The organism is Streptomyces sp. NPDC038135 (genome assembly GCF_055601245.1).
This window is the reverse complement of record NZ_JBVJXS010000006.1, coordinates 258,609-270,650: the sequence shown is the minus strand read 5'-3', so window position 1 is coordinate 270,650 and position 12,042 is coordinate 258,609. Positions and strand designations below refer to the sequence as shown.

Genomic DNA, 12,042 nt, shown 5'->3' with positions numbered 1-12,042 from the left:
CAGCGCGCGCTCGCGGTGCGGGCCAGGTCGACGTGGACCCGCGCGAAGAGAAGGAGTTCTGTCGGCACACGGTCAGGCTGACGACAGATGGCACGCACAGTCAAGTTCGGTCCGGATCCGGGAGCGGGCTCACCCGGCTCCCGCGGGCCTCACACCGCCTCCCCGAGCGCCGCGATCACGTCGGCCCTGCGGGGCTGTCCGGCGGCGCGCCGCACCACCCGCCCCTCGGCGTCGAGGACCAGGACGGTGGGCGTCTTGAGGATGTCCAGCGCGCGTACCAGGTCCAGCCGGGCCTCGGCGTCGATCTCGATGTGGGTGACGCCCGGCACCATCTCCGCGACCTCGCCGAGGACGCGCCGGGTGGCCCGGCAGGGGGCGCAGAAGGCGCTGGAGAACTGCACCAGCGTGGCGCGCGCGCCCAGTTCGCCGCCCAGCTCCTCGGCACCGAGCCGTCTGCCCTCGTCCCGCCCGCGCACCCGTACCCTCCCGCTCCGCCGCCCGTGCAGCACTCCGTACGCGCTCGCCACGGCGAGCACCGCCACGCACACCATCAGTCCGGTCATCATCGGCACAAGCGTTCACGAGACCGCAAAGATTCCCGCGGCCCTCAAGAGCCGCCGTTGCGGAATGCTTTGTTCATGGACATCGACGCGAGAGGTCCGCGCTTCGGTGCGGCCGTCACGACCGTGGTGCTGGCCGCGGCGCTGATCACACGGAACCCCTGGGTACTGGCCTGGCAGACCGCGGTGTTCGCGCTCGGCGCGGCCGGCGGGGTCGGGCGGTCGCCGTACGGCGTGCTGTTCCGGAGGCTGGTGCGGCCGCGGCTCGGGCCGCCGACGGAGTTCGAGGCGCCCGAACCGCCGCGCTTCGCACAGGCCGTGGGTCTGCTCTTCGCCGGCCTCGGGCTGGTGGGTCTCACGGTGGGGCCGGCCTGGCTGGGGCTCGGGGCGACCGGAGCGGCGCTCGCGGCCGCCTTCCTCAACGCCGCGTTCGGCCACTGCCTGGGGTGCGAGATGTACCTGCTGCTGAAGAGGGTGACGGTACGGCCGGAGTGACGAGGATCTCGCCGTGTCCGGGCACCAGGACTGGCTACCCGTCCGTTCTTCGGGCACGATCTGCGAGACGCCGTAAACCTACGGCTGCGTAACTTTCCCGCCGGGAGCCCCCCTTTCCCGAGCAGAGCAGAAAGGGCCCACCCCGCCCATGGCAGAGCTGGTCTATCGTCCCGTCATCGGTTTCGCCAAGACGCTGTTCAAGGCCTGGGACCTGAAGATCGACTGCCAAGGTTCCGAGAACATCCCGCGCACGGGCGGTGCGGTGCTGGTGAGCAATCACATCAGCTACCTGGACTTCATCTTCAACGGCCTGGCCGCCCTGCCGCAGAAGCGCCTGGTGCGGTTCATGGCGAAGGAGTCCGTCTTCCGCCACAAGGTGTCCGGCCCGCTGATGCGCGGCATGAAGCACATCCCGGTGGACCGGCGGCAGGGTGAGGCGGCGTTCGAGCACGCCCTGGACTCGCTGCGCTCGGGAGAGGTCATCGGGGTGTTCCCGGAGGCCACGATCTCGCAGTCGTTCACGCTGAAGAGCTTCAAGTCGGGCGCCGCCCGCCTGGCACAGGAGGCGGGCGTGCCGCTCGTCCCGATGGCGGTGTGGGGCACTCAGCGGCTGTGGACCAAGGGGCAGCCGCGCAACTTCCGGCGCAGCCACACCCCGATCACCATCCGGGTCGGCGAGCCGGTCGAGGCCCCGCGCGACCAGTACGCGGGCGCCATCACCCGCCGTCTGCGCGAGCGCGTCCAGGAGCTGCTGGAGGCCGCCCAGCGCGCCTATCCCGCCCGCCCCAAGGGCTCGGAGGACTCCTGGTGGATGCCCGCCCACCTGGGCGGTTCGGCGCCGACGGCGGAGCAGCTGCGGGCGGCCGAGGCGCACTGACCCGCCGCGGACGAACGTCCGCCGCCGTCAGCCAAGTTCACGACGGGACGGGCCGCCCTGGAGGCTCTCGGGCAGCGTCCGCCACAGGTGCGGCCGGTCCGGGGCGGCCTTGAGGGCGCCGAGGACCGCCGGATGCGGTGCCGCGTAGAGGACGGGGTGGTCCATCTCGCCGGACGCGGGGTCCGGGACCCAGGCGAGCCGCTCACCCTCGAGGGAGAACCGGGCGTCCACCCCGGGCTTGTTGCCGCGCGGGTCCTGCCGGTGCCAGGCGCCGTGGAAGCGCACCGCCACCAGACCGTGCAGGACATGGCCGCCGTCGTCGTGCGTAAGCCGCTGGTAGCAGAGCGCCGTCGGGATGTCCTCGGCGCGCAGCAGGGCCGCCAGGGCGTGCGCCTTGGCGTGGCAGATGCCGGTGCGCAGCGCCAGCACGTCGGAGGCCCGCCAGGTCACGCGCGGGTCGTCCGCGTCGGCGGAGTGCGGCACGGTGTCGCGCACGAACTCGTACGCGGACTGTGCATAGGCATACGAGTCCGCGACATTCTCGGCGAGACGGGCGGCCGTCGCCCGCACCACCGGGTGATGATGGTCGATGACCTCGTCAGCGGCCAGATAGGCGGAGAGGTCGGCGGTGTCCTGGATCAGCTCCATGCCCGCAGAGCATAGGTATGCGATCACCCGACAGTCAATGACTTTTCAGGTGACCGCATACTTATGCATAGCTGGGGACTAGCGGGCCATCTCCTCCTTGAGCGCGGCCACGAAGAGGTCGACGTCCTCCTCCTTGGTGTCGAAGGAGCACATCCAGCGCACGTCGCCGGCCGCCTCGTCCCAGAAGTAGAAGCGGAACCGCTTCTGCAGGCGCACGCTCACCTCGTGCGGCAGCCGGGCGAAGACGCCGTTGGCCTGCACCGGGTAGAGGATCTCCACGCCGTGGACCGCCCGGACGCCCTCGGCGAGCCGCTGGGCCATCTCGTTGGCGTGGCGGGCGTTGCGCAGCCACAGGTCCTTGGCGAGCAGCGCCTCGAGCTGGACCGACACGAAGCGCATCTTGGAGGCGAGCTGCATGCTCATCTTCCGGATGTGCTTCATGTGCGAGACCGCGTCCTGGTTGATGACCACGACCGCCTCGCCGAACAGGGCGCCGTTCTTCGTGCCGCCGAGCGAGAGGATGTCCACCCCGACGGCGTTGGTGAAGGTCCGCATGGGCACGTCGAGGGACGCGGCGGCGTTCGCTATCCGGGAGCCGTCCAGGTGCACCTTCATGCCGTGCGCGTGGGCGTGCTCGCAGATCGCGCGGATCTCGCCGGGCGTGTAGAGCGTGCCCAGCTCGGTGCTCTGGGTGATCGACACGACCTGCGGCATGGCGCGGTGCTCGTCGTCCCAGCCGAAGGCCTGCCGGTCGATCAGCTCGGGCGTCAGCTTGCCGTCGGGCGTGGGCACGCTGAGCAGCTTGAGACCGCCCATGCGCTCGGGGGCGCCGCCCTCGTCGACGTTGATGTGCGCGCTCTCGGCGCAGATCACCGCGCCCCAGCGGTCGGTGACCGCCTGGAGCGCGACGACGTTCGCGCCGGTGCCGTTGAAGACCGGGAAGGCCTCGGCCGTGGGGCCGAAGTGCCCGCGGACGATCCGCTGCAGGTTCTCGGTGTAGTCGTCCTCGCCGTACGCCACCTGGTGGCCGCCGTTGGCCAGGGCGATGGCGGCCAGCACCTCCGGGTGGACTCCGGCGTAGTTGTCACTGGCGAAACCGCGGACCTCGGGGTCGTGATGACGACGCGCGTCGGTCCTGGGAGGGTTCACGGCTTCTCGGTCAGCCACAGACGGTTTCCGTTCACTTCGGCGGCGGTCTTGCTCCAGACGCCCTCGATGGCCTCGGCCAGCTCCTTGACGTCCGTGAAGCCCGCGAACTTCGCGTTGGGGCGTTCGGCGCGCATCGCGTCGTGCACCAGCGCCTTCACCACCAGGATGGCAGCCGCCGAGCGCGGACCCGCCTCGCCCCCCGCCTTGCGGAAGCCGTCCGCCATGGCGAGCGTCCAGGCCTCCGCCGCGGCCTTGGCGGCGGAGTACGCCGCGTTCCCGGCGGTCGGCTTCGACGCGCCGGCGGCGCTGATCAGCAGGTAGCGGCCGCGGTCGCTGCGCTGCAGGACGTCGTAGAAGGCCAGGGAGGTGTTCTGGACGGTGCGGACGAGCAGCTTCTCCAGCAGCTCCCAGTCGGCGAGGTCGGTCTCGGCGAAGGTGGCGCTGCCGCGCCAGCCGCCGACGAGGTGGACCAGGCCGTCGATGCGGCCGAACTCCTTCTCGGTGCGGTCGGCCCAGGCGCGGGTGGAGTCCAGGTCGAGCAGGTCGACCGTCTCACCCGTGACCGTGGCGCCGCCGCCCGCGTAGCGGGCCGCGTCCACGGCCTCCGCGAGGCGCTCGGGGTTGTTGTCGGCGCCGACGACGATCGCGCCCGCCTCGGCGAGCCGGACCAGCGCGGCGTGCCCGGCGGGTCCGCCCGCACCGGCCACCGCGATCACCGCACCACTGAGAGACCCGTTCCCCACCATGTTCTTCCCCTCTTGAGCAGTGTCCTTCAGGCGGTCGCTCACGCGGCGGCCCGCTCGGCGCCGTCCGCGGTGATGCCCTTGGTGGAGGCGATCACGTTCTTCAGCTTCTTGGACAGGGCCTCATAGAACATGCTCAGCGGAAACTCGTCCGGAAGCACGTCGTCGACGAGCTTGCGCGGCGGCTGGGTCAGGTCCAGGGCGTCCGGGCCCTTGGCCCACTTGGAGCCGGGGTGCGGGGCCAGGTAGGTGGCGACCAGCTCGTAGCCGGCGAACCAGTGCACCAGCTTGGGGCGGTCGATGCCGTCCTTGTACAGCTTCTCGATGTCGGCGCAGAGCTGGTTGGTGACCTGCGGCGCGCGCTCCCAGTCGATGGAGAGCTTGTTGTCGGTCCAGCGGACGACGTCGTGCTTGTGCAGGTAGGCGAAGAGCAGCTGGCCGCCGAGGCCGTCGTAGTTGCGGTTGCGGTCGCCGGTGACCGGGAAGCGGAACATCCGGTCGAAGAGCACCGCGTACTGCACGTCACGGGCCTGCGGGACGCCGTCCGCCTCGAGCTTCACGGCCTCCTTGAAGGCGGTGAGGTCGCAGCGCAGCTCCTCCAGGCCGTACATCCAGAACGGCTGGCGCTGCTTGATCATGAACGGGTCGAAAGGGAGGTCGCCGTGGCTGTGGGTGCGGTCGTGGACCATGTCCCAGAGCACGAAGGCCTCCTCGCAGCGCTTCTGGTCGTGGACCATGGCGGCGATGTCCTCGGGCAGCTTCAGGCCGAGGATGTCCACGGAGGCGTCGGTCACCCGGCGGAAGCGGGCGGCCTCGCGGTCACAGAAGATGCCACCCCAGGAGAATCGTTCCGGCGCCTCGCGCACGGCGATGGTCTCCGGGAAGAGGACGGCGGAGTTGGTGTCGTAGCCGGCCGTGAAGTCCTCGAACTTGATGCCGCAGAAGAGCGGGTTGTCGTACCGGGTGCGCTCCAGCTCGGCCAGCCAGTCCGGCCAGACCATGCGCAGCACGACCGCCTCGAGGTTGCGGTCGGGGTTGCCGTTCTGGGTGTACATCGGGAAGACGACCAGGTGCTGCAGGCCGTCCGCCCGGCTCGCCGCGGGCTGGAAGGCCAGCAGGGAGTCCAGGAAGTCCGGGACCTGGAAGCCCGCGTCAGCCCAGCGGCGCAGGTCCGTGACGAGCGCCTCGTGGTAGGCCGCGTCGTGCGGGAGCAGCGGGGAGAGCCGCTCGACCGACTCGACGACACGGCGCACGGCGGCCTCGGCGTCGGCGCGCTCCGGGGCGCCCTCGGCCTCGAAGTCGATCGACCCGTCCTTGGACTGCCATGGCCGGATCTGCTCCACGCCATCCTTGAGCACGGGCCAGGCCGGGTGCTCCACCACCCTGGTCAGCGAAGGAACCTTCTCCTCCGTAGCCGCCTGCACAAGAATTTCCGTCATGTCCCATCCTCCACGGGAGAACCTCGCGTACGCACACCGTAGCCATACCCGGTTTCTCCCAGCAAGAGGCAGCTCGGGAAATTATTCTGCGCAACCCCATGGTCACCGATGTTTTTCCTGCCCGAAACCGTGACGGCGGTCACTTTGACTGATCCCAGAAGTGGCGTACGGGCGGTGACGGGCCGGGCACCCCTTGGTTCCGGCCGGTCAACTCCGGTGGGACGCGCCCACGCCCGGGTGACAACAGGGGCGGATACGAGCCAGTCGCCGCACGCCCCGCGCTCCGATCCCCCGCGCAGGTGCGGGTCCATCGCGGGACCCGGCCGTTAGGCTGCGACTCTGCCGCGTGGACAGTGACGCCCTCAGCGGGTCCACGGGTGCCGAGCCGCCGTCGACGGAAGCGAGTTGAACCTTGAACTTCCTTACCATCGGTCACCGCGGGGTCATGGGTGTGGAGCCCGAGAACACCCTTCGTTCCTTCGTCGCCGCGCAACAGGCCGGCCTCGACCTGATCGAACTCGATCTTCACCTGAGCAAGGACGGCGCCCTGGTCGTCATGCACGACGCGGAAGTGGACCGCACGACCGACGGCACGGGTCCCATCGCCGAGATGACCCTCGCGGAGCTGCGCGCCCTGGACGCGGGGCGCGGGGAGCGCGTGCCGGTCTTCGAGGAGGTCCTGGACGCGGTGCGGACGCCGCTGCAGGCGGAGATCAAGGACGTGGCGGCGGCCCGGGCGCTGGCGGAGGTCATGCACCGGCGGGACCTGGTCTCGCGGGTGGAGGTGTCCTCGTTCCACGACGAGGCGATCGCCGAGATCGCCCGGCTGGTGCCGGGCGTGCGCACCGCGCTCATCGCCAGCCGCTACGGCACCGACGTCGTGGACCGCGCCCGGGCGGCCGGGGCCGCGACCGTCTGCCTCAACATCAGGCCGCTGAGCCTGGAGGTCGTCGAGCAGGCGCGGGCGGCCGAGCTGAGCATCATCGGCTGGGTGGTCAACACGCAGGACCATCTGCGGCTCGTCCGGGCGCTCGGGCTGGACGGGGCGACCACCGACTACCCGGAGATCAAGCGCACCGGCCGCTTCACCGCGTGAGCCGGCGCGCCGTCTCCCCTGTGATCGTCATACGAGCGGCTTGACCAGCAGCTCGAACCGGAGGTCGTCGCGCTGCGGGATGCCGAAGCGTTCGTCGCCGTACGGGAACGGGGTCGTCTCTCCCGTACGGCGGTAGCCGCGGCGCTCGTACCAGGCGATGAGGTCCTCGCGGACCGAGATCACCGTCATGTGCATCTCCGTGACCCCCCAGGTGTCCCGCGCCTGGCGCTCCGCCTCCGCGATGACGGCCTTGCCGAGGCCCGCGCCCTGGAGGGTGGGGCTGACCGCGAACATGCCGAAGTAGGCGGCGTCGCCGCGGTGCTCGAGCTGGCAGCAGGCGACGATCCGGCCGCCCTGCTCGACGGTCAGCAGCCGGCTGTCGGGCGCCTTGATGACCTCCAGCACGCCCTCGGGGTCGGTCCGCTGGCCCTGGAGGATGTCCGCCTCGGTGGTCCACCCGGCCCGGCTGGCGTCGCCCCGGTACGCCGACTCGATCAGCACGACGAGTGCGTCGACGTCGGCGTCACCGGCGTCACGGAACGTCAGTGCGGTGGCGGCGGTTTCCATGGGGCGTTCTCCGATCTCGGGCGCTGCTGAAGCAGGGACGAGGGTAACCCTGCCACTAAGCTCCGGATGCATGGTGCATGTACTCAGCAGCCGGACACTTCTGCGCCCCACCGACCCCGAACGTTCCCGCGCCTTCTACGGGGAGCGGCTGGGCCTTGCCGTCTACCGCGAGTTCGGCACCGGCCCCGAGCGCGGGACCGTGTACTTCCTCGGCGGCGGATTCCTGGAGGTCTCCGGCCGCTCCGAGACCCCGGTGCCACCGGATGTGCGGCTGTGGCTGCAGGTGGCGGACGTGGCGGCGGCCCACGAGGAACTGCTGGCCAAGGACGTCGAGATCGTGCGGCCCCCGGTGAAGGAGCCGTGGGGCCTGATCGAGATGTGGATCGCCGACCCGGACGGCACCCCGATCGTGCTGGTGGAGATCCCGGCCGACCATCCACTGCGCTACCGGCCCGGGATCTAGGGCCGCGCGACGGCCCGCTCGGAGGTGGAGGTCGGTTGCGACGTGGTGGTGATGCTCGCGTCGCACCGGCGGAGCCCGACTGCGTGCGGCGGGACTCCGTCCCGCGGGACCCGCGCGGCGGGCGGGGCGGACCCCGCGGTTCAGGCCGCCGGTGCCGCGGGGCGCGGCGTTCGGTGGCCGCCGGGACGGCAAGGGCCGAGCGGCAGGGCGCGCGGTCTGACCGCCGGTACAGCCGGACGGCGTTCGGTGCGCGCCGGAGACGGCTAGGAGACGAACGGCAGGTCCCTTGGTCTCCTACCGCCAGTACGCCCTGACGCGGCGTTCGGTGCGCGCCGGGACGGCAAGAGGCCAAGCGGCGGTCCCGTCCCGCTGTCCATGGCCGCCTGTGTTGAGGGGCGCGGCGTTCGGGGCCCGCCGGGACGGCGGGAGGCCGAGCGGCGGTCCCCCGATCTCCGGTGCTGAGGGTGCGCGGCGTTCGGTGCGCGCCGGGACGGCGGGGCGACGGGCCGCGGCTCGGCGGGTCAGGTGTGCACGGGGCCCGTTCGGCCCTCCAGGCGGCTGAGCAGGTCGCCCAGGAGCGCGGCCAGGTGGTCCTGGCCCTCGGGGGCGAGGACGGACAGCACGGCCGTCTCGTAGGCGAGCTGCTCGGGGAGGATGCCGTCCACGAGGTCGCGGCCCGCGTCGGTCAGACGGAGGTGGGCGACCCGGCGGTCGCGGGTGTCGCCACGCCGCTCGATCAGTCCGCGCTCGGTGAGCTGCTTGAGCCGTTTGGTCACGGCGGCCCCCGAGGAGAAGGTCTCCCGGGCCAGCTCGCTCGGGGTCAGCTCGTGCCCGGTACGGCGCAGCGCGCCGAGCAGGTCGAACTCGGCACGGCTCAGTCCCGCCCGGCGCAGCGGGGCGTCCTCGGCCTGCTGGAGCAGGGCGGAACACCTGTTGATCCGGCCGATGACCTCCATGGGCCCGGTGTTCAGCTCGGGATGCACGGCACGCCACTGCCGGACCACGGAGGCGACGGTGTCGCCCTCACCGCTCACGGCGTCCCGCCGCCCCCACCCGGCGTCAGCCGCAGGCCCGTAGCCCGCCCCCTGCCCGGCCTCTCCCCCGGTCTCCGGCGAGCCTTCCGCCCGGCCGGCCGGCGCCGTCGAGCGCTCCTCGGCCGCTCCCCGCACGGCGTCGGGCGCACCGCCCGACCCGCCGTCACCCCCGGCCGACCGGGCCCGCGTCTGCGCGGTTCCGGCCGCCGGCAGCGGACCGTTCACGCCTCCCCCGGAGGCACCCCCGGCAGCGGTCGCGCCCGCCGAACCCGGCACGGCCGTACCGGCGCCGCCCGCGGTGGGGGCCCCGGGCTCCGTCGGTGCGCCGGCGCCGGCGTGCCCGGCCGGCGGTCGTCCGTTCGTCGGGGTCATGGCCGTGCGTCCTCCGTCGTGGTGCCCGTGTCCTGCGCCAGCGGGGCGAGCCCCTGGCGTCGTACCGTCGCGGCGAGCGTACGGTGTCCCGACTGCTCGACCAGTGCGACCCGCTCCTCGGGCAGGGCGCGCTGCCACCACTCTCCGGAGGCCGCGTCGGCCGTGGCGCGCAGGTCGACCAGCGCGGCGGCCAGGGCGCGCCGGGCGCTCTCCAGGGCGCGGGGCGCCGGGTGCGGCTCGGCCAGCAGCCGTGCGGCGTTCTCTCGGGCGCGCTCGGCGGCGGTCAGCGCGTTGTTCAGTCGGTCGCCCGCGCGCCGGTTGGTGACCGCGACGGCCGCCACGAAGCCGACCAGCGCGCCGACGAGGGTGTCGAGGACACGCTCGCCGATGAGCTGTCCGGGGTTCTGGGCACGGGCGAACTCGGTGATGAGCAGCGCCATCGGCGTGACGCAGACGGAGCCGAGCCAGTAGTTGCGGCTGATCAGCGCCTCGGCGCCGAAGTTGAAGGCGGCGCAGCACAGCACCAGGGCCGCCGGGTGGAGGTGAGCGAGGGGCGCCACCGCGGCGAAGACGAGGACGCCGAGGAGGTTGCCGACGACGCGCTGGATGCTCCGGTTCCAGGTGAGGGTCACGTTGGCCTGGTAGAGCGAGGCCGCGGTGACCAGCGCCCAGTAGGGGCGGCCGACGCCGAACGCCAGGGAGGCGTAACCGGCGAGGGCGCAGCCGATCGCGGTGCGCGCGGCGATGGGGGCGAGCGGGGCGAGCCGTTCCCGCAGCGGGCGGCGGGGGGCGGCGAGTTCGGCGTCCACACCGAGCAGTTCGTCGGCGGACTCACGCGGGGACTCCACCCGCGGGATCCGGCCGGTGCCCCGCAGCTCGCGGGCCCAGGCACGCAGTCGCGCGGGGTCGGCGTCGGCGGGGGCGGCGAGCGCGACCTCGGCGCGGACGAGGAGCTGTTCGAGCGCACGGCGGGTGCGGTCGGTCCGGGCGCCGCCGGCGAGCAGGGTCTGCCAGGCGGCGTGCACGGCCGCGGCGGTGGCGGCACGGGCCCCGGCGTGGCCCTCGGCGGTGCCGCCGGTCCCTGCGTAGGCGGCGGCCGCGGTCAGGGCCTGGGCGGTGGCCCGGCGCTCCGGGCCGTGCGGGCGCAGCAGCCCGGGCGCCATCCCGACCAGCCAGGCCCAGGCGCCCGCGAGCAGGGCGAGCCCCACGTGTCCCGGCACCTGGCCGAGGCTCTGCGGCATGAAGAGGGAGGCGGAGGTGATGAAGGTGAGGATCACATGTCCGGGCGGGCCGATGCGGCTCACGTCGCACACCGCCTTCTGCACGGCCGCCATGAGGGCGCCCACGGCGACCAGCACGACCGCGCTGGTGGTGAGCGAGGCCGCGACCAGCGCGAGGGCGAGGCCGCCGACCATGCCGAGCACCACCCAGGCGAGGACGCGGGCCCGGGCGGCATAGGGCCGGTTGTGGCCGTAGAGCGCGCAGAGCGAGCCGGCCATCGAGTACGCCGCCAGGTCGAGGCGGCCGAGGGCCAGCAGGACCAGGTTGGGCGGAGCGGTGGCGACGACCACGCTGAGCGCGGGCTTGAACCAGATGTCGGAGGGCCGCCCGAGGCGGAGCACGCCGGCGAGGGGAAGACGAAGTCGGGTCGCACTGCTCATGCCTACAAAGTTAGCATGTGTTTTACCAGTAAAACGTCTAAGCTTCCGCCCGCTCACCTGCTGTGCTCCGGCGAACGCTCCCCGCGTACACCCTTGCGCTTGCGTGCGCGCCGCATGCCGTGGGCATCGCATCCCTCGACCGACCGTCGATCGGGGGGGGTGCGCGTGCACGGCTCGGGTTCGCCGGCCTGGCTGCTGGTCGCGCTGTGCGCGGCCACCGGCGCCTACTGCCTGCTGCGGATGCGCAGCGGTGTCGAGGAGCAGCGCCGGGCCGCGGGCGGCGAGGCGCTGATGGGGTTCGGCATGGCCGCCATGGCCGTGCCCGCGACGGTGTTCAGCACGCCGGGGTGGGCCTGGCCGCTGTACGCGGCCGTGTTCGCGGCGGCCGCGCTGCGGGCCCTGTGGGCCGCCCGCACCGGCGCGCACCACCTGCACCATCTGGTGGGGACGGCGGCGATGGTCTACATGTCCCTCGCCATGGCGGTCTCCCCCGCCTCGCACCACGCGCACACCGGCGCCGGAGTGCCGCTGGTGACGGGCGCGCTCCTGCTCTACTTCACCGGATACGTGCTGCTGGCGGGCGCCCGTCTGGTGCCCTCAGCCGTCCCTGCGGGCGCCCGGACAGGGGTGCGCTGGGGCGACCGTCCGGAACTGGCGCGGGCGTGCCGGCTGTCGATGGGGATCGGCATGGTCGCCATGCTGCTGGCTATGTGATCGGCATGGTCGCCACGCTGCCGGCGATGCGATCGGCATGATCGCCACGCTGCCGGCGATGCGATCGGCATGATCGCCATGCCGCTGGCGATGTGAGCCGCCGGTCGGCGGGGCCGGCATGGCGGCCCGAGGCGCCCGTCGGCACGGACGGCGGAGCGTTGTCTGCGTCACTTCGGGCCCGTGGACCGTACCCGCGGGCGGCGGTGCGCTCATAGGGTGCTGCC

The 12,042-nt window shown here is 72.6% G+C and carries 13 protein-coding genes; 5 read left to right on the top strand and 8 right to left on the bottom strand.

The window, feature by feature from the left end; genetic code table 11:
• Positions 1-149 precede the first annotated feature (149 nt).
• Positions 150-563, bottom strand: a complete 414-nt coding sequence (locus ACZ7JA_RS18845; RefSeq protein WP_351661227.1) for a TlpA family protein disulfide reductase — start codon at positions 561-563, stop codon at positions 150-152.
• A gap of 75 nt (positions 564-638) precedes the next feature.
• Between ACZ7JA_RS18845 and ACZ7JA_RS18840 the strand changes: the two genes are divergently transcribed.
• A complete protein-coding gene (locus tag ACZ7JA_RS18840; protein ID WP_351660469.1) occupies positions 639-1,055 on the top strand; it encodes a DUF4395 domain-containing protein in 417 nt (138 codons plus the stop codon).
• A gap of 148 nt (positions 1,056-1,203) precedes the next feature.
• Positions 1,204-1,932 carry a lysophospholipid acyltransferase family protein gene (locus ACZ7JA_RS18835; RefSeq protein WP_389297081.1) on the top strand — a complete coding sequence of 243 codons (729 nt, stop codon included), beginning with the start codon at positions 1,204-1,206 and terminating at the stop codon, positions 1,930-1,932.
• A gap of 27 nt (positions 1,933-1,959) precedes the next feature.
• On the opposite strand, the gene ACZ7JA_RS18830 is transcribed toward ACZ7JA_RS18835, so the two are convergent.
• From ACZ7JA_RS18830 to ACZ7JA_RS18815, 4 genes are all read right to left on the bottom strand, one after another.
• Positions 1,960-2,580: a transglutaminase domain-containing protein gene (locus tag ACZ7JA_RS18830; protein WP_351660463.1), complete on the bottom strand. Its 621-nt coding sequence runs from the start codon at positions 2,578-2,580 to the stop codon at positions 1,960-1,962.
• Positions 2,581-2,658: 78 nt separating this feature from the next.
• A complete protein-coding gene (locus tag ACZ7JA_RS18825) occupies positions 2,659-3,729 on the bottom strand; it encodes a threonine aldolase family protein (RefSeq protein ID WP_351660460.1) in 1,071 nt (356 codons plus the stop codon).
• Positions 3,726-4,475 (bottom strand): SDR family oxidoreductase, encoded by a 750-nt coding sequence (locus ACZ7JA_RS18820; protein WP_351660457.1) that lies wholly within the window; start codon positions 4,473-4,475, stop codon positions 3,726-3,728. The genes ACZ7JA_RS18825 and ACZ7JA_RS18820 overlap by 4 nt, the downstream gene beginning before the upstream one ends.
• Positions 4,476-4,513: 38 nt before the next feature.
• Positions 4,514-5,911, bottom strand: coding sequence for a DUF6421 family protein (locus tag ACZ7JA_RS18815; protein ID WP_470809260.1), 1,398 nt, complete (start codon positions 5,909-5,911; stop codon positions 4,514-4,516).
• 412 nt (positions 5,912-6,323) lie between these two features.
• Here ACZ7JA_RS18815 and ACZ7JA_RS18810 point away from each other — a divergent pair, with 412 nt between their 5' ends.
• Positions 6,324-7,007 (top strand): glycerophosphodiester phosphodiesterase, encoded by a 684-nt coding sequence (locus ACZ7JA_RS18810; RefSeq protein ID WP_470809258.1) that lies wholly within the window; start codon positions 6,324-6,326, stop codon positions 7,005-7,007.
• 27 nt (positions 7,008-7,034) lie between these two features.
• Here ACZ7JA_RS18810 and ACZ7JA_RS18805 read toward each other — a convergent pair whose 3' ends face one another.
• A complete protein-coding gene (locus ACZ7JA_RS18805; protein ID WP_351660448.1) occupies positions 7,035-7,574 on the bottom strand; it encodes a GNAT family N-acetyltransferase in 540 nt (179 codons plus the stop codon).
• A 70-nt stretch (positions 7,575-7,644) separates the two neighbouring features.
• Here ACZ7JA_RS18805 and ACZ7JA_RS18800 point away from each other — a divergent pair, with 70 nt between their 5' ends.
• A complete protein-coding gene (locus ACZ7JA_RS18800; protein WP_470809255.1) occupies positions 7,645-8,037 on the top strand; it encodes a VOC family protein in 393 nt (130 codons plus the stop codon).
• Positions 8,038-8,558: 521 nt separating this feature from the next.
• Here the strand turns inward: ACZ7JA_RS18800 and ACZ7JA_RS18795 are convergent.
• Positions 8,559-9,071: a MarR family winged helix-turn-helix transcriptional regulator gene (locus ACZ7JA_RS18795; protein WP_389297078.1), complete on the bottom strand. Its 513-nt coding sequence runs from the start codon at positions 9,069-9,071 to the stop codon at positions 8,559-8,561.
• Between the two features lie 368 nt (positions 9,072-9,439).
• Complete coding sequence (locus tag ACZ7JA_RS18790; RefSeq protein ID WP_470809253.1) at positions 9,440-11,104, bottom strand: FUSC family protein; 1,665 nt, start codon at positions 11,102-11,104, stop codon at positions 9,440-9,442.
• Positions 11,105-11,269: 165 nt separating this feature from the next.
• Here ACZ7JA_RS18790 and ACZ7JA_RS18785 point away from each other — a divergent pair, with 165 nt between their 5' ends.
• On the top strand, positions 11,270-11,818 hold the full coding sequence (locus ACZ7JA_RS18785) for a DUF5134 domain-containing protein (RefSeq protein WP_450743847.1): 549 nt from the start codon (positions 11,270-11,272) through the stop codon (positions 11,816-11,818).
• Positions 11,819-12,042: the final 224 nt, after the last annotated feature.